Source organism: Thermogemmatispora carboxidivorans, assembly GCF_000702505.1.
Classification (GTDB): domain Bacteria; phylum Chloroflexota; class Ktedonobacteria; order Ktedonobacterales; family Ktedonobacteraceae; genus Thermogemmatispora; species Thermogemmatispora carboxidivorans.
The window spans coordinates 3,132,689-3,150,005 of the sequence record NZ_JNIM01000001.1 but is presented as its reverse complement, the minus strand read 5'-3'; the positions used below and the strand labels follow the sequence as shown (position 1 = coordinate 3,150,005).

The window sequence follows — 17,317 nt, the reverse complement described above, 5'->3', positions numbered from 1 at the left end:
TATGACGGAGGAGAGCACACCAGCCGCACGAGGATGGCCGGAGTTCGTGGCGGCGCGCGGACCGCTGCTCTGTCTGGTCACCGACGAGCGGCATCCGGCCCTGGTGGATACCGCTCGCCAGGCCCTGGAGGCGGGGATCGATCTTCTGCAGCTACGCGGTCCGGGGCTGTCGGCGGCCCGGCTCTACGAGCTGGCGGCCATTTTGAGGCCGCTGGTGCACCAGCATGGTGCCCGCCTGATCATTAACGACCGCCTCGATGTGGCCCTGGCCGTCGGCGCCGACGGCGTTCAGCTCGGCAGGCGCGCGCTACCGCTGGCCGTCGCCCGCGCCCTGCTGGAGCGCTGTGGGCAATCCCTGCTGCTCGGCGCCTCGGTCCATTCGCTGGCCGAAGCGGAGGAGGCCGTCGTTGCCGGCGCCGATTACCTGCTGGCGGGCACCATCTTCCCCTCGCCCTCTCATCCTGGTGAGAGCGGGACCGGCCCCGCCCTGCTGCGACAACTACGCGACCGCTGGCCTCGGCTGCCGCTGCTGGCCATCGGCGGCCTCAGCGCCGCCAACGCCGCCCAGGTCATCGCCGCCGGAGCCGACGGCATCGCCGTCATCTCGGCCATCTACGGCGCCGCCTCCGTGGCCCAGGCCGTCGAGGCGCTACGGCAGGCCCTGACTGCCGGTGCCCAGGCTCGCCGGCGGCCAGACCCGCTGGCGGCATCCCATAACAGTCCGGCGATCTGCCAGCCAGCCACAGAAAAGAGCAAGCAAGCAAGAAAGAAAGGAGGGGACACCTAGACCAATGGCAGAAGATGCTGCCTCCCAGGCGAAACTGATGACCATCGTCGCCAACGGCCAGCCCTGGCATGTCCCGCGCGAGAGCACCATCGCCGACTTTCTCGGCCAGCTCGCCCTGACGCCGGGCCGCGTCGTGGCCATGCTCGACGGCACCATTATCCCGCGCGAGCGCTTCGCCGAAACGCGCTTGCACGAGGGCTGTCGCCTGGAGCTGGTCACGATGGTCGGCGGTGGCTGAGCAGGTGGGCGGGCAATGCAGCAATGATGACGCCGGAGGAGCTACAGCACCCTACTCATAGTAGGAAGCGGCGGCACTTACTGATGTGGCTGTGCTGCTTACGAGTAGGGCGCCGCTCCTCCGATCAGGTGAGGCAGCGCTTTCAGTGGGAACCCTCAGTAGCTCTTCTGCTCCCTTTCTCCGCTCTCTGAGGACTCTTTCATCATCTAGAACAAGTACCCTCATTTTACGTGCAGTACTTGCCATAGTCATGGGCCTATACTGATGGAAAAGAACGCAACAGGAGCAGGGTCAAGGTCTTGAAGGCCCACCAAGGGACAGCGTCTATAGATAGTGAATCTGAAGGAAGAGGGTGCGAGCATGCTCCCTGCCGGCTGGGGGGTCATAGGCCATTCGCTGTCACTGTCGCTGTGGGCTTTTCCCCCGACAATGCCGCCGTGACAAGAGAGGAGCTGCAGCGCCGCATGCATAGTAGAAGACTGTCCGGTGGAGCTTACGTAAACGGCTGTGATAGTCTGGTGCAGATCATGAGCAGGGGGCCACTTCTCTGGCCAGCGGCAGCCTTTTGCTGGCTCCTCTCCGGGCTTGGGGCGGGTCAGCCTCTCTACGATGTCATTGCCAGGAAGCGTCACTTCGTTCCCGTCGATCAGTGTGATCTCACCTGTCGAGAAGCTCAGAAAACTGCATTCGCTGGCAAGGAGGAAGTGTAGAATGGAACCCGTGAAATTCAATCTCGTATGGATGAGGCTTTGGCTGCTCCTGCTGGGGTTCGTCTATCCTCTCGGGATGCTGATACTGACTGGCTATCTATCCAGCGGCCCTCTGGCTCTGGGGCCAGCTCTCGCAGCCCTGGCCCTCACCTGGATCCTCTTCATCACGATGTGGGATAGGCTCAGTCTCTACCTTCAGTACGCCTGGCTGCTGGCCTTGCTCGCTCTCCTGCTCTTCAAACAGGACTGGCTGGCCATCGCGCTCGTCGTGGGGGCCTGGCTGCTGCTCGAGTGGAGGGTTCGCCGCAACGTTGGGCAGCCGGGCCTTGACCTGGCCTCGCCCTGTCCACAACGGCTCTTCGTTGGGCAGGGCGGCCACTCCCGCCTGGTCAACTACCACGGATTAAAAGCTCCCACCCAGGCCTATGCCCTCGATCTCTCCGTGATCGATGCCCTGGGCCGCAGAACGTCCGGCTTCAGCCTCTTTCCCCGCCCGCTGACGGCCTACCACAGCTTTGGGCAGCCGGTGCTCTCACCCATCGACGGCATCGTCCTCAACTGCGAAAACCGTCTACCCGATCAGCCCATCGGCAGCACAGACCCTCAGCGTCCCCTCGGTAACTACGTCCTCATGCGCAGCGCTGCCAGGCCCGAGGTGCACCTGCTCGTGGCCCACCTGCAGCAAGGCAGCGTCGCTGTCCAGCCCGGGCAAGAGGTCCGTGTCGGTGACTACCTGGGACGTATCGGCAACTCCGGCAACACCAGCGAGCCCCACATTCACCTGCACGCCGAGCGCGCCATCAACGGCCAATGGCAAGCCGTTCCCATCACCATCAATGGGAAGCGACTGCGACGCAACTCCATCATCCCGGGTCGTCCCGCTCCCCTTTTCCCCGCCCGACGCTCCTCCTTCGTCCCCCTCCCTGAAAGAGAGAACCGTAGCAGAGAAGCGAGCTAGGCAGCCCCTCCTTGCCGTCGTTGCGCGGAACGCGCTGCCCACACAGCCGCTGAGAGCGTAGAAGGCGGACCGCCATAGACATGAGCTGGGGAGCGCTGACGCGAGGCTATCGCCTGGGACCGGTCACCAGCGCCAGCAGGCGGCTGAACCGGAGCCGTGGCTGCAGCGCAGAGAGCAAGCAAAGAAACTGGCGCGGCCTGCTCCCCGGGGGAAAGGGAGCAGAACCGCGCCAGCCTATCTCAGACGCGGGCCGCGGAGCCGTCGCGCGCCCAGCCCAGCGCTCCCGCGTGGAGTCGGCGCCTGAGCCGAATAGCTGTAACCGCCGCCAGCTAAGAATAAGGAACTGTCAGGCTGGTCGAAGCCTGCACGCGTCCCGGCCCGTCCGCGCTCACAAAACGCGCGCTCGCCTGCAGCGCATAGCTGCCCGGGGAGGCATCCGTCGGGGCCGTCACCTGCCAGCGCACCTGCACCGTCTGACCGGCTCCTACCCTGGCGAACGTGCTCGGACTCAGCGCGCGCACCTGCCAGCCCTGGGGCGCCTGCAGCTCCAGCCGCAGCGCCTGCGCCGTCAGGTCCCCGCCGTTGGTGAAACTCGTCGTCACCGTCGCGCTTGCACCGGCGGCCAGCCCCTGCGGCGCCTGCACGCTCACGTAGCGCGGACCGTTCGTCACGCGCACCGTGAAGCTGCCCCGCAGGCGAATATCGCGCGACGACGACCCCACCTGTACCGAGTAGCTCCCATCCTGAACGACCCAGCTATGGGCCTGCACGTCCCAGTACGAGAGATCGCGCGGATTCAGCTCAAAATGCACGTGCTTCGTCTGGCCGGGCTGCAAAAAGACTTTCTGGAAGCCCTTCAACTGGCGCGGCGGCTCCGGCACATTCGTCGACGGCATCCCAAGATAGAGCTGCACCACCTCAGCCCCGGCGCGCCGACCCGTGTTTGTCACGTCCAGATCAACGGCAATCCGGCTGCGATAATCTGCCTGCGGCGGCGTCACCCGCAGATGGCTATAGCGGAAGGTCGTATAGGAGAGGCCGTAGCCAAAGGGGAAAAGTGGCGTAATCCCGCGCTCATCGTAATAGCGGTAGCCAACAAAGACCCCCTCCGAATAGTCCTCTTGATCGTTAATGCCCGGATATTGGGCCGGCGTACTGGCCGGCAGATCGCTGGCCGAGCGCGGGAAAGTCATCGGCAGCTTCCCCGACGGATTAACATCGCCAAAGAGCACCGCCGCAATGGCGTTCCCGTCCTCCTGGCCCGGATACCAGGCCTCCAACAGCGCCGGCACCTGGTCCACCCACGGCATCAGCACCGGCCCGCCCGTATTGAGCACTACAATCGTATGCGGATTGGCCTGAGCGACCGCCTCAATTAGCTGATCCTGGGCCCCCGGCAGCTCCAAACTGCTGCGGTCGGAGCCTTCCGACTCCACATCGTTGACAAAAACAATGGCCACATCCGAGCTTCGCGCCAGCTCCACGGCCTGCGCGAGCAACGTATTCTCCTGGCCTGGAATGCTCCAGCCCAGGGCCACATTGCTCGCGCCACCGTTCTGATAGTACTCCACGCGAATGGCGTAAGACTGACCAGCCGTCAACTGGATCGAAGCCGTCTCAGTGGTCGTCGCCTGATCGCGCCAGTTATCGATCAAGAGCTGGTTATTAATGTAGAGCCGGCTGCCATCGTCGCTTGTCAACGAGAACGTATACGTTCCACTCACCGGAGGCGTCAGGGTCCCCGTCCAGCGCGCCGACCACTGAGTCGCCGGCACCCCGGGGCCGGGCGATTGCCCGTTCCAATCGAAATTGATCTGGCTGTCGACGCGCGTCAGCACCGGGCTGCCCGAGAGCGTCATATTAGTAAAGTATTCGCCCAGCAGGCCCTGACCGCTGCCCGAAGGCGGCGTCAGATACTGAGCCTCGATCGGCGGCAGCGTTCCCGTCGTCGTGATCCCCTGGGCGTAGCGCACCGTCACACCGCTCCCGGCGCGCTGCGTAATCCCCTGCAGCGGCGTCACCACATAGGGCGGGATCACATGCGCGCTGCCGCCGCCCGTCGCCTGGGGAGCGACCGAGGCATCAGGACCGATCACCGCAATGGAGTGGATCTTGCTCGGATCGAGCGGCAGCAACTGGCCGTCGTTCTTGAGCAGAACCGTGCCGGCCTCGGCGGCCTGGCGGGCCAACTGCGCATGTTGGGCATTGGTCACCGTCGCGCTCGGGCTACCGGTCGTCGGATAATCGAAGAGGCCGATCGCGAACATCGTACGCAAAATACGATGCACCGCCTCATCGATCGTCGCCATGCTCACCTGTCCGTTGAGTACCGCCTGCTTGAGGGTATTGCCAAAGTAGGTGCTGTCCGGCATCTCCATATCGAGGCCCGCCGTAATAGCAGGTACCGTACTATGGGTCGCCCCCCAATCCGACATCACAAAGCCCGGAAAGCCGAAAGTCCCCTTAAGGGTTGTAGCGAGCAGATAGGGATTCTCACAGGCGTAGACGTTGTTCACCTTATTGTAGGAGCACATCACCGCGCCGACGCCCCCTTGCCTCACGGCATACTCGAAGGCAGTCAGATAGATCTCATGCAAGGTGCGCTCATCGACATTGGCGCTCACCGTCGTGCGGTGGTACTCCTGGTTATTGGCCGCATAGTGCTTAACGGTCGCGATGACGTGCTGGCTCTGGATGCCCTGGATATCGGCGCTGGCCAGCAGAGCCGTCAGATAGGGGTCCTCGCCCAGCGTCTCGAAACTGCGGCCCCATTGTGGATTGCGCAAGATATTGACCGTCGGGGCCAGGGCCACATTCGCACCTTTGCCCCATTCCTCGCTGCCGAGGTCCTGGCCGTACTGGCGCAGCAGACTTGTATCCCAGCTCGCGGCCAGTGCCTCGGGCGCCGGGAAGGCGGTCACGCCCGTCATCCCATCGGCGACCCCGGCGGGACCGTCCTCCAGGCCGAGGGCCGGAATACCCAGGCGCGTATTGGCCGGGATGTAACCCACATAGCTGCCACCAGACCAGCCATGCAACATGGCGATCTTCTCGTCCAGCGTCATCTGGGCCAGCAGCAGATCAGCGCGCCGGTCGGGCGACAAGGTGCGGTTCATCCAGGGGCGAGCCGAGGCGGAGGCGGCCTGCACTCCTGTGGTAGAGAGGGAGAGGGAGAGGCTCCACAGACAGAGCAAGAGCAGCGTTAGCAGCAGTCTCAGCGCCATCCTGGCGCCGGGCAACAGTACAAGGCGTCGCATCTAGCACGCTCCTTCGTTGGCAGACTGAGCCAGAGAGACACTCAGCGTTGCGTGCTCTGGCACCCGCAATCAGGCCCGGCAGGGCAGGCACAGTGCGCAAAGGAAGAAGAGAAGGGGCCTGCCTCCAGGGCGAGATCACAGGTGGCTGGCCCTTCCGCTCTAATCACTGTGGCCTGCCGGGCCGACGTTGTACCGAACCGTGTGACTGGCCTGCCAGGCAATCCCCCATTGCCCGGGCAGCAGCAGGACCCAACCGGAGAGACGAGACACAGCGGAGGCCAGCGACTGGGCCCTGCTCTCGCTTTACTCTCTTGCATAAAGCATGCCGAGAACTGTGCTCTGCCATACGAATGCAGCTCTCGGCGGCCATTCTGCCCTCTTACCTCTCCTAGTGTGTTACACAGGAAAACGCTGTGCTACACTGAAACCAGAGCGTGCCCTGTTTCCGACGCTCTGGCAAAAAGCTCCACAAAAAAAGCTTCCAGCGACAGGAGCACTGCACTCCTCTCACCTTTGCTCATGGATAGTAAGGAAGGCTGTTGCTGGAGTGATTACTTCTCGCCTGCTGTTAATTCTGGACCAAAACGCCAAGCGGCGGCAGAGAAGAAGGCTCAAGTCTCTTCTTCCCCGCCGCCCACGCAAAGCAGAAGCCGAAGCGTACCGGAGAGCACCGCCTGAGTCAGCGGACGGACGACAAACAGCAGGAGCAGTGCCAGGAAGACCGACCTGGCTACTGGCCGCTTACTCCGCCTCGCTGGGCACGCGCACCGCCTCGCCCTTGGTCTCCGCCGTTCCCGACTTTGTCAGACCGCGGGCTTCCAGCACCTTACCGACCGTGAAGTCATAGACGAAAGCGCCGACCACGCCGCCCAGCAACGGGGCCACGATCGGAATCCAGAAGTAGTAGTCATTGGCCGACAGGCTGGCCCCGCCGCTCACGAGAGCGATCCACAGCCGCGGACCAAAATCGCGGGCCGGGTTAATGGCATAGCCCGTGTTCAGGCCGAAGGAGGCGCCGATGGCCACCACCAGCAGACCGATGATCAGCGGATTCAAGTTAGCCTGCACTGGCTGGTTGCGGCCATCAGTGATCGCAAAGATCAGGCCCACCAGCAGAGCGGTCCCCACGAACTCATCGCAGAAAGCCCCGAAGGTCCCCACGAACGGCTTAGGAGACGTATAGAAGACGCCGCCGTAGCCATTAGGATCGGCGATCTGCCCGATGGTCAAATGATTGAGCGACAGGGCATGTACCAGCGCTCCCTGATAGACGAAGTAGAGAATAGCGGCAGCGACGAAACCACCGAGCACCTGAGCGACCCAATAAGGGACGACCTTGCTCCACTCGAACTTTCCGCGTGCGGCCAGGGCCAGCGTCACCGCCGGATTCAGGTGAGCGCCGCTGATGGCTCCAGCCACATAGATGCCCAGCATCACCGCCAGGCCCCACCCCAGGATAATGACGATCCACTCGTTGGCGAAGGGCGTTGCGGCATTGTTCGCCCCGATATTCGTGAAGAGAGCGAACGTGGCCACGCAGCCATCGCCGAAGAGCAGCAGGATCATGGTACCGAAGAACTCGGCGATGCATTCTCCCCACAGGCCCGCAAGCGCTGAGGGCCTGCTTGTAAATTGACGGGCCATTGATCCAAACTCCTTTGTCACTCAGAGAGATAGAAGAAAGAATGAATGACAGACCAGGGCAAAACCAGAGCCCGGCCATCCGCCGCGGAGCAGGGCGCGCGTGGGCGCGAGCAGTAGGCGCGTCCAGCGGATGGCCAGACGGACTGTGAGCGGGCAGCCTGATCAATCAGGCGACCGCCTGCCCCTGTGCGGAACAGGGGTAGACCGCTAAGCGGAAGCGGGCCGCTCCCACTGCAGCGAGCGCTCCACGGCGCGCTTCCAGCCGGCATAGAGCGCATCGCGCTGATCGGCGCTCATCTGCGGCTCAAACGTGCGGTCGACGGCCCACTGCTCAGCCACCTCCTGCTGACTGCTCCAGAAGCCGGTTGCCAGGCCGGCCAGGTAGGCCGCGCCCAGAGCCGTGGTCTCGGCCACCTTGGGGCGCTGCACAGGCACGCCCAGAATATCGGCCTGGAACTGCATCAGCAGATTATTGACCACAGCGCCGCCGTCGACGCGCAGCGCCTTCAAGCTCACGCCGCTATCCGCCGTCATCGCCTCCAGCACGTCGCGCGTCTGGTAACACATCGACTCCAACGTCGCGCGGGCGATGTGGGCGATGCTGGCGCCGCGCGTCAGGCCGACGATGGTGCCGCGGGCATAGGGGTCCCAATAGGGAGCGCCCAGGCCGACGAAGGCCGGCACCAGATAGACGCCGCCGTTGTCGGGCACCGACATCGCCAGCTGCTCCACATCGCTACTCGACGCGATGGCGCGCAGCCACTGGACCGCGGCACCCGTAATGAAGATGCTCCCTTCGAGGGCGTAGATCGTCTGACCATTGATGCGCCAGGCGATCGTCGTCAGCAGGCCGTTCTTCGAAGCCACCCCACGGTCGCCGGTATTCATCAGCATGAAGCTGCCGGTGCCATAGGTATTCTTCGCCATACCGACCTCGAAGCAAGCCTGGCCGAAGGTCGCCGCCTGCTGGTCGCCGGCCACTCCGGCGATCTTGATCGGGCCGCCGAAAAACTCTGGGTCGGTCTCGCCATAGACCGTGCTGGAGGGCATCACCTGGGGGAGCATCGCGCGTGGTACACCCAGCTCCTTGAGGATCACATCATCCCAGTCGCCCGTGTAGATGTTGTAGAGCATGGTGCGCGAAGCGTTGGTCGCATCGGTCACATGGACGCGACCCTTGGTGAGGCGCCAGATCAGGAAGGTGTCAACGTTCCCGAAGAGCACCTCACCTCGCTCGGCCTTCTCGCGCACGCCGGGCACGTTATCCAGAATCCATTTGACCTTCGTGCCCGAGAAATAGGCATCGGTCACCAGCCCAGTCCGCTGGCGGATCTCGCTGTCGAAGCCCTTGGCCTTTAGCTCGTCGCAGATGGGGGCCGTCAAGCGGCTCTGCCAGACAATAGCGTTGAAGACCGGCTTGCCGGTAGCCTTCTCCCAGACAATGGCGGTCTCGCGCTGGTTGGTGATGCCGATGGCAGCGATGTCGGCGGCGCTGGCCCCGGCCTTGTGCAGAGCCTCTTGGGCGACACTGAGCTGACTGGACCAGATGTCTTCGGGATTGTGCTCGACCAGTCCCGGTGCCGGGTAGATCTGCGGGAATTCTTTCTGGGCGAGGCTGACGACGGCGCCGTCATGGTTGAAGACGATGGCGCGCGAACTGGTGGTGCCCTGGTCAAGGGCGAGGACGTACTTCGCCATAGGTAGACAAGCCCTTTCTTGTTGCTGTGACGTCTTCCGTTGTCCAAAGATCGGCCAGCCTGGACGCCGCGCCGCTCCCGGCGCAGAACGGACCGCTGCGTCCGGGCACGCTACCCGCCTGCTTGACCTGCCGCCGGCTTCGGCTTGCTTGTGAAGCCTGAAGCGCAGGGGGCGGATGCGCAGGCTGCTGGGCCGCCGGGCCGCTGGCAACGTTGCCATTGACCCTGGCCTTGCCTGACCTGTACTGCTCTCTGCCTAGCCTACCTCCTGCTCCCGCTATGACGAACCAGACCCCTCCACTGGATACCGCCTTGTCTGAGCTGGCGGCAGCCTCCGTGCCGCGCTACCGCTCCGCTCCGCCATGCGAGAGGCTGTTGCCCCTTTGACACCCTCCAGGGTAGCCAGCTCTGTCAGCAGGGCCATCTCTGCGAATCAAGTTTTAATCGCAGGATCGCCCCCGACGCTGGCGGGCAGGTCCTGAGAGCCAGGAGCAAAAGAAAAAAGTCCCAAGCCGTGTTGTTCACACTGGCTCAGGACTTTTCAGTTCACTGTCCTGTCAATTCTATATTTAGTTGTCTCTGCGTTGCTACAATGGTAGCAGTACAGGCCGGCTAATAACCCGTGCCTTGCTTATAATATAGTTAACCCACCCTGCTTTGTCAAGTGCCGAATTGCTGACCGTCCGGCTCGCCCGCCCGGCCCCCGGTGGAGGTGGTCAATTAGCTCAGGCTAGACAAACAGGCCGCTTCCTGACTATAATAAAGATACAATAAAGTAGACGCTCCTGAACCTCACAGGTCGAGCGGTTCGAGGAACGGCCCCCTTGTTTCATCGAGGTGTGTATACGCAAGCTGCACTTGAAATTGTCCGCCTGGCGCGTCTCTACCCCGTAGCGGCGGCGCTCAAGTCGGAGGAGGATATGCGCCTCGCCCTGGAGGCGGACACGCCCCTCCTCTTTCTGCTGAAGGGCGATGCCTTTCAGCTGGCTCCCTTTGTCGCAGAAGCACGGCGGCGGGGCAAGCGCGTAGTGGTGCACGTCGATCTAGTCAGCGGCATCGGCAAAGATCGGGCGGGCATCCAGTATCTGCACCAAATTGGCATCGAGGCCATCATCACCAGCAAGTCGCAACTGGTGACGGCGGCGCGCGCCGAGGGCCTGATCACCATTCAGCGCCTGCTCCTGCTCGACGACTCTGGCCTCGAAAAGGGGGTTCGCACCATTGCCCATGCTGGCCCCGATCTTGTTGAGGTCCTGCCCGGCATCATGTTCCCCGAGGTAGCCACTACCCTGCGCCGCCTCCTGGCTGGTCCCTTCATTGCCGGCGGCTTCATCCGCACTGCCGAAGACGTGGCCCGTGTTCAGCAGGCCGGGGCCATCCTCAGCAGCAGCAGCACCTACAGCCTCTGGCGCAACCTCTCCCTGGCCTGAGCTGAGCGGCTCAAGCGCATGGCCTCCTCTGCGTTTCTCCCCTGAAAAAGCGCAGCAGGGAGAGAAGAAGGAGATGATGAGCTACGCTGCTACGCGCCTGACGCTGCGGCGACCTCCTCTCGCTGCCACTGGATCATGACCAGCCAGAAGAAGAAAAGGACGATGGGCAGGGGAAAACCGGGAATCTCGATAATCGCTTTGCGGCTCCAGAGACTTTGCGGGCGGATGGTCCCCAGTACTTCGCCGTTGTGCTCCAGCAGAAAGGTGCGCGTCCACAGCGACTGCGCACGCAGGCTGTAGCGCTGGCCTGCATAGTCGACCTCAAAGCGGCGCCTGAACGAATGGCTCTTGGCCTGGGCCTGGGGTGTGCCATCCACCTCGTAGAGAAAAGGCCCGGTCAGCCCGGCACGCCGAATAGTACATGTCTGACCTTCCACTACAATACTGCCCTGTTCGCGCAACAAGCCTCGCTTAATCTCTGCAAGTTCCTGTCCATCCCGACGGACGACGTAGATATTCGAATACCAGTGGCGTGGTGCGGCTTCTAGCATTGCAGTTGCTCCTTTGCTTGCTGAAAAACCTCGCTTATCTGCCTCTGCGTCCAAGAAGCGCGGGACTCGTATGCTTGCCAGCCATGCCCGGCCCGCTCGCATCTTACATGGCTCCTCCGCCACCGTCATGGTGCTGAGTATGGATGATGACCAGCCAGAATACAAAGAGGACTAGGGGCAGGGGAAGATCAGACACGTCAATTGCGGCTTTCTGAGGCCAAAAAATCCGCCGGATCTGCGGACCGATCGTCCCAAGGAGGGTACCATTGCGCTCCAAAACGAAGGTCATGGACAGCGGTCGTCTGAGACGCAGCCGATAGACCTGCTCATTCCCAACATGGCGAATGGACCATTGCCGCCCCAAGGAGCTTGAAGGCTGGGCCTGCGCCATCAAGGAGCCATTAACCTCCAGCAGGTAGGTCTGGATCAGGCCAAAGCGTCCTACAATCGTCAGGCCGTCCACCTGACAGGACAGGGCAGGACCGATCTCAGTTAGCAGGGTGCCATCCCGGAAAAGACGATAGCTGTGCGACCAGCGCGTGCGTGGCACGGCTTCTAGCATGGCTGAGACTCCTCTCCGCTGGCGTGGAAAACGGCTCTGCACTTCATAGGCTACGGTTTGCTTGCCTGGCTGTACCCGCTGGGCCGTGCCTCCTGATGGGTGATCAGCCTGATGGCAGAAGGCCGCCCAGGCCCGCCTTGCTCCCATGCGCCAACAAGGAGGCTACGCTGCTGATCTCGTATGTCTATCCGCTACCATGCGTTGCCAATCTCTGAGCTTCTCCCTTGTCTTGAGGATAGGGTCAGAATCTCTGCTTGTCAAGAGGAGGCTATACCGATTTGTGCCTATAGTGCACGCTGTACGATAAAGAGTACATCCTGCCCGGCCTGCACCCTGCCACTGGCGCGCTGCGTCAAGACCCCGCTGCCGCTGAAGACCACAGGACTGAGCATGCTCTTGCCTCGCGCTTCGATGCGTGCGCGATCGAAGCGCACCACCGGCGTGCCGGCCTCGACATGCTCGCCTTCCTGGGCCAACAAAGTAAAGCCATCGCCGGCCAGCTCTACCGTATCGAGACCTAGATGAACGATGACGGCGGCCTCCTCCTCGCTGCCCTCGGGGCCGGAGGCGATGACGAAGGCATGGCCGCCCGGAAAGAGACGCACCAGCCTACCGCTGATCGGAGCAATTGCCACGCTGCCCCGCGGATCAATCGCCAGGCCATCGCCAACCAGCTTTTGAGCAAAAACCTCGTCGGGCACCTGCTCCAACGGCACTACCTGACCATCAAGCGGAGCCACAATCACCAGATCATTCTTTTTACTGACTCTCATGCTCTTCCTCAAAACCTGCGCTTTTCGAGAGTATCCCTACATCGTTCTATTCGTTGGACGAGTCTGGCCAGATGCACTGCCTGCCTTCTCTCGATCAGTCTCCTCTTGACGAGCTGGCCATAGTGGGCGATGCCAGCGGGGCGGCCCGTGGCCTGCGATAGATCTTCTCCCTGTCACAGGATCAGCCACAGGAGAGGGCCGGCAGATGCACCAGCCTACCTCGGGCGCTCTGGATCTTCTCCCAGAGCGGCCTTCCGACCTGAAGACGTCACGTTGAACGGGCAGACCTCTTCAGGCTGCCCGTTCAGAACGAGAGGCACCGCGCCTATCTCTCCCTCACAAGAGCGCCAGCACTGACCATATGCTGCATATGTGCACGGCAAGAGGAGGGGAGGGATCGCTCACGGTGATGCCAGTTCAGCCCTGGCTCTCCTCTCTCTCTCCGGCTGATGTATCAGCGGTCTGGCTCTGTTCGCTGCTGCCCTTCTTCATCAGCTGTTTCATGCGGCTGGCCAGGCGATCGGACTGTGTGCCCATGACGACCTGGACGATCTTGCCGTGCCGAATGACGCCCGCGGCCCCCAGGCTCCTGAGCCGGGCCTCGTCGATGCGCTGCGGCTCGCTGATAAAGAGGCGCAGGCGCGTGATGCAGCCCTCGACGCTCTCAACGTTCTCCTTGCCGCCCAGTGCAGCTAGCAACTCCGCGGCCAGCCGCTCATCGGCATCGCCTGCAGTCGTCGCTCCCTCCTCTGTCTTTCGTCCCGGGCGTGGCCCGCGTTGACTCTCGGGCAGAATCCAGTCGCTGCGGCTGTCTGTGGCCGTGTCGCCACGCCCCGGCGTTGCCAGATTGAAGCGTTCAATGCAGAAACTGAAAGTAAAGTAATAGACAACGGCGTAGATCAGCCCGATGAGCAACAACACCAGCGGCTGGGTCGTATTGGCCTTGCTGAAATTAATCAGGTAGTCGATCAAGCCGGCGGAGAAAGTAAAGCCGATGTGGATGCCCAGGGCTGTGCAAATTGCCAGGGCCACGCCGGTCAGCACAGCGTGGATCAAAAAGAGCACCGGAGCCACGAAGAGGAAAGCGAACTCAATTGGCTCGGTCACGCCCGTCAGGAAGGAAGTCAGGGCGGCGGAGAGCAAGATGCCCGCGGCCACCCGTGGATAATGGGCGCGGCGAATCATGGCCAGACAGGCCGCTGGCAGTCCGAACATCATCACGGGGAAGAAGCCAGCCATAAAGTTGCCAGCTGTTGGATCGCCGGCAAAATAGCGGTTGAGGTCGCCATTAACGAGGCCGTGCGCCGTGTGATAGGTGCCCAGCTGGAACCAGACGTAGGTATTCAGCACGTGGTGCAGGCCGAAGGGGATCAGCAGCCGGTTGAGGAGGCCATAGATCCCGGTGCCAAGCGGCCCCAGGGCTACGATTCCTTGACCGACAGCGTTGATGGCTCCCTGGATCGGCGGCCAGATCAGGCCGAAAATGGCTCCCAGCACAAGAGCAACCAGGGCCGTAATGATAGGCACGAAGCGCTTGCCGCCAAAGAAGGCCAGATAGTCCGGCAGGCGAATGTCATGGAAGCGCCGATAAAGACCGGCGCTGACCAGCCCCATGATGATGCCAGAGAAGACGCCCATCGAGATCGAGGGATCAGGAGCGCCATTGACCTGGGGAATGATAACGTTGAAAACGCCGGTGAAGACCAGATAGCCGACCAGCCCGGCTAGCGCCGCCGCCCCTTCGCCGCCAGTGAGTCCGATGGCAATGCCAACGGCAAAGATCAGCGAGAGATTGGAGAAGACGGCGTTGCCCGCCGCTGCCATCCAGGGCAGGTTGAGCAGGTCGGCTTGCCCAAAACGCAGCAGCAGACCCGCCGCTGGCAGCACTGCAATGGGGAGCATGAGCGAGCGCCCGATACTCTGTAAGGCTCCCAGCACACGATCGAAACCGCTGGTACGGGTGGAGGGAATAACACCGGAGGACGAGGTGTTTGCGGTACTCACGGCCTTTTCTCCTCTCTTGAAGAGATAGGTTCATCCTATCCGAGGACGTTTATGGGTATACTATACCCGCCCACCATTTATTCGTCAAGTCATCTATACCACCTACGCAACGGGCAACATGATGGCGGGACTGAGCGCGTTCCACGTGCGGTGGAGGCTCAGAGTCAGCGGGAGGAAGTAAGCGGAAAAGAAAAAGCGGAAGCAAGCGGTAGTGACTCGCCATCTGCTGCCAGCTACACTAGCCATGAGGACCTGTCATTGTTGTGCTTGCTGCCCGCTCTGCTGAGGCTGCTGGCGCTGCAGCTATGTGGCGCCACTCCTGACATCCTGATGAGCGATCTTCTGCTCGTCAGTGGGAAGGCGCTTGCTGCGGCGGCGGGCAAGGCCAGGGGAAAGGGAGCTGCGACCACGGTGGTCGCTGTCAGACCGAAGCAGAGGACGTCGCTACTCTCCCCGCTGAGAGCGGCGTGCTCTGGATCTAGTGCTCAAGGAGGACGAGCGTGACACGGCCTGATGACTTGCCGGCTGCCAACGGAGCAGCCACCCGTGTAGGCAAGCGACTGGGGCGGCTGTTGCTGGCCCTGGTCATGGTGCTGCTACCATTCTCAGCGCTCACCGCTGTCGCCGAGGCGCGGGCGCTAGACGACCTGGCCTGTGGTAGCGGGCAGACCCTGCTCATTAGCCAGACGATCCACGTGCACCGCCTGATGGTGGCCCAGGGCTGTACCCTGGCTGCCCCCAGCGGTTACAGCCTCACCCTGACGGTCAACGGTGTGGAGACCGGCCAGCGCCTCACCGCTACCGGAGGAGCTGCGACGGCCATTCAGCCCGGCACCTATCGCGGTGACGTCGTGCTCACCGTAGCCCAGGCCAATGCTGTCAGCTGGCAGGGCCTGCTCTTCCCCTTCCGCCAGGCGCTCTATGTTGATAACAGCGGCCTTGTGCGCGCCAGGTCGGTGCTGGCGGCGGTTCTGGGTGGGGTACTGACTGCCACCACGGCCAGCAACATTCGCCTCGTCTCCACTGGCGAAGCCTTCAACGGCGTCTATGTGGCTGGGGGCAGTTATCTGCTGGAGCACCCCATGATCTCTTTCCAGGGCAATGGGCGCTCCGACTTTGTGGGCTATGGCGCGGCCATTGTGGGCACGGGCGAGGGCACGAAGCTGGTCGTTGACCATGCCTTCATCAACAATAGCGGAGCGGTACGCACCGCCATCGTCGCTGAAGGCGGAGCCAACGTCATCGTCAAGAACTCGACGATTGCCGTGCACGATGGGACGTTGCCTTCTGATTATGTGCCTACGGTTGACCTGACCTACATGGAATCGGCGCCCTGGATGCTGAGCATTGCCGGCAATGTGCGCGCCACCAACCTGCTCGGCGTCAATACCAAGGCGACCTACATCAATTCAACCCTCTCCTCGGAGGGCTGGGGGGTCCTCTCTAGCGACGTTGGTCAGGATGGGCAGCTCACCGCTATCGATAGCACCTTGATCAATACGGGCAGCGAGGGCGGCTATGGCTCCTATGCCATTGGCGATGCCGTCGAGCGCTTCCTGGGAACGACCTTCGATGTCGCTACCTACGCCAGCATCATCCGTGGCGGAACAGTCTTCTATGGTGACAGCACGCCGACGACGGTGGCTCAGCTCAATCGCGCCCTCGATCTGGGGTTGAGCGCCCACGAGCTGGCACAATTGCCGGTGCGGGCGACGGTCATCAATTCGCGCCGCTTTGGCGTGATGTGGCATGGTCCGGGGGCGGTTACCGTCAATGGAGGAACGCTTTTCAGAACGCAGGAAGCGACCTTTTTGGACAAAGGTCAGGCGGTGACGATCACGGTCGATGGCTCGCAGGGGGCCCGTCTGCTGCCTGCCAATGGCACGCTGCTGCAGCTGATGGAGAACGATGATCCGGGGCCGGTCTTTGTCAATGGCAAGCTGGTCAATGCCGGCGTCTATACCGAGCCGAGCGGCTTACCGGTCAAGGACAGCGGCTTTGATGTGACGGCGGTCCACAGCAGCGATGCCGTGGCAACCTTCTCGCAGATCGCTCTCACGGGTGACTTCTTCAATGGCATGCGGGGCGACATGAATATGGTACTGACGTTCAATAAGGCCCGCCTGACTGGCGTGATTTCGGCTTCGCTGGCGCGCCATGCCGTGAGCACCATCACCTCGGCCAACTATCAGCAGTTGGGCGAGGTGAGCAATACGCCCTCACCGGTGATTAACAATGGGGTGATCGTGACGCTCAACGCGGGATCGCGCTGGACAGTCACCGGGACCAGCTATCTGAGTAAGCTGGTGCTTGCTCCGGGTGCGACCCTGACGGCGCCGCCAGGCCATACGCTCACCTTGACGGTCGATGGAGTTGCGACGCCCATTGTCGCCGGTCAGAGCTACAGTGGCAACATTGTGCTGACGGTGCACTCGTCGTAATGGGGGATACTGAGACAGATGAAGGTGGGAAGCCGCACCCGTAGCCCTCGTCCCTGAAGATGAGAGGCGGAGCCTGTCGGAGGAGATGATCGCCTGCGATCGCTTCCGGCAGGCTCTCGCCTCTTGTTTGTGGCAATAGGGAGCGCTTGGGATCGCTCTCTGCTGTCCGCCCGGGTGAGTCGGATGGTGTTAGGCGTTGCCCGGCTGGCCTTGTTGTGGAGAAGATGCGCTGGTGGGAGGCGCCGCTCCCGTTCTGCTCCTGAGT

At 62.4% G+C, this 17,317-nt stretch carries 13 protein-coding genes; 6 read left to right on the top strand and 7 right to left on the bottom strand.

The features are described from left to right. Position 1: 1 nt before the first annotated feature. From thiE to N688_RS12345, 4 genes are all read left to right on the top strand, one after another. Positions 2-787 (top strand): thiamine phosphate synthase, encoded by a 786-nt coding sequence (gene thiE, locus N688_RS12360; RefSeq protein WP_052889566.1) that lies wholly within the window; start codon positions 2-4, stop codon positions 785-787. Positions 788-791: 4 nt separating this feature from the next. Continuing rightward, on the top strand, positions 792-1,025 hold the full coding sequence (gene thiS, locus N688_RS12355) for a sulfur carrier protein ThiS (RefSeq protein WP_052889565.1): 234 nt from the start codon (positions 792-794) through the stop codon (positions 1,023-1,025). 464 nt (positions 1,026-1,489) lie between these two features. Next, positions 1,490-1,735 carry a thiol-disulfide oxidoreductase DCC family protein gene (locus N688_RS23190; RefSeq protein WP_052889564.1) on the top strand — a complete coding sequence of 82 codons (246 nt, stop codon included), beginning with the start codon at positions 1,490-1,492 and terminating at the stop codon, positions 1,733-1,735. Position 1,736: 1 nt separating this feature from the next. Beyond that, positions 1,737-2,693 carry a M23 family metallopeptidase gene (locus N688_RS12345; RefSeq protein ID WP_052889563.1) on the top strand — a complete coding sequence of 319 codons (957 nt, stop codon included), beginning with the start codon at positions 1,737-1,739 and terminating at the stop codon, positions 2,691-2,693. Between the two features lie 329 nt (positions 2,694-3,022). Here the strand turns inward: N688_RS12345 and N688_RS12340 are convergent, their stop codons facing one another. The 3 genes from N688_RS12340 to glpK form a co-directional block, all read right to left on the bottom strand. Then, positions 3,023-5,950, bottom strand: a complete 2,928-nt coding sequence (locus tag N688_RS12340; protein ID WP_052889562.1) for a glycoside hydrolase family 3 C-terminal domain-containing protein — start codon at positions 5,948-5,950, stop codon at positions 3,023-3,025. 741 nt (positions 5,951-6,691) lie between these two features. Continuing rightward, positions 6,692-7,594 (bottom strand): MIP/aquaporin family protein, encoded by a 903-nt coding sequence (locus tag N688_RS12335; RefSeq protein ID WP_052889561.1) that lies wholly within the window; start codon positions 7,592-7,594, stop codon positions 6,692-6,694. A 207-nt stretch (positions 7,595-7,801) separates the two neighbouring features. Then, on the bottom strand, positions 7,802-9,292 hold the full coding sequence (gene glpK, locus N688_RS12330) for a glycerol kinase GlpK (protein ID WP_052889560.1): 1,491 nt from the start codon (positions 9,290-9,292) through the stop codon (positions 7,802-7,804). A gap of 823 nt (positions 9,293-10,115) precedes the next feature. Between glpK and N688_RS12325 the strand changes: the two genes are divergently transcribed. Continuing rightward, positions 10,116-10,721, top strand: a complete 606-nt coding sequence (locus N688_RS12325; protein WP_156025400.1) for a glycerol-3-phosphate responsive antiterminator — start codon at positions 10,116-10,118, stop codon at positions 10,719-10,721. Positions 10,722-10,810: 89 nt separating this feature from the next. On the opposite strand, the gene N688_RS12320 is transcribed toward N688_RS12325, so the two are convergent. The 4 genes from N688_RS12320 to nagE all read right to left on the bottom strand — a co-directional run bounded on the left by N688_RS12320 (position 10,811) and on the right by nagE (position 14,611). After that, entirely contained in the window at positions 10,811-11,272 is a 462-nt protein-coding gene (locus N688_RS12320; RefSeq protein WP_052889558.1) for an LURP-one-related/scramblase family protein, read from the bottom strand. A gap of 103 nt (positions 11,273-11,375) precedes the next feature. Continuing rightward, the gene (locus N688_RS12315) at positions 11,376-11,834 is read right to left on the bottom strand and encodes a hypothetical protein (protein WP_052889557.1); all 459 of its coding nucleotides are present in this window, start codon (positions 11,832-11,834) and stop codon (positions 11,376-11,378) included. Between the two features lie 284 nt (positions 11,835-12,118). Further along, positions 12,119-12,607 carry a PTS sugar transporter subunit IIA gene (locus N688_RS12310; protein WP_052889556.1) on the bottom strand — a complete coding sequence of 163 codons (489 nt, stop codon included), beginning with the start codon at positions 12,605-12,607 and terminating at the stop codon, positions 12,119-12,121. Positions 12,608-13,024: 417 nt separating this feature from the next. Next, the gene (gene nagE, locus N688_RS12305) at positions 13,025-14,611 is read right to left on the bottom strand and encodes an N-acetylglucosamine-specific PTS transporter subunit IIBC (protein WP_202901911.1); all 1,587 of its coding nucleotides are present in this window, start codon (positions 14,609-14,611) and stop codon (positions 13,025-13,027) included. 500 nt (positions 14,612-15,111) lie between these two features. Here nagE and N688_RS12295 point away from each other — a divergent pair, with 500 nt between their 5' ends. Further along, positions 15,112-17,052 carry a hypothetical protein gene (locus tag N688_RS12295; protein WP_202901910.1) on the top strand — a complete coding sequence of 647 codons (1,941 nt, stop codon included), beginning with the start codon at positions 15,112-15,114 and terminating at the stop codon, positions 17,050-17,052. The last annotated feature ends 265 nt before the right edge of the window (positions 17,053-17,317 follow it).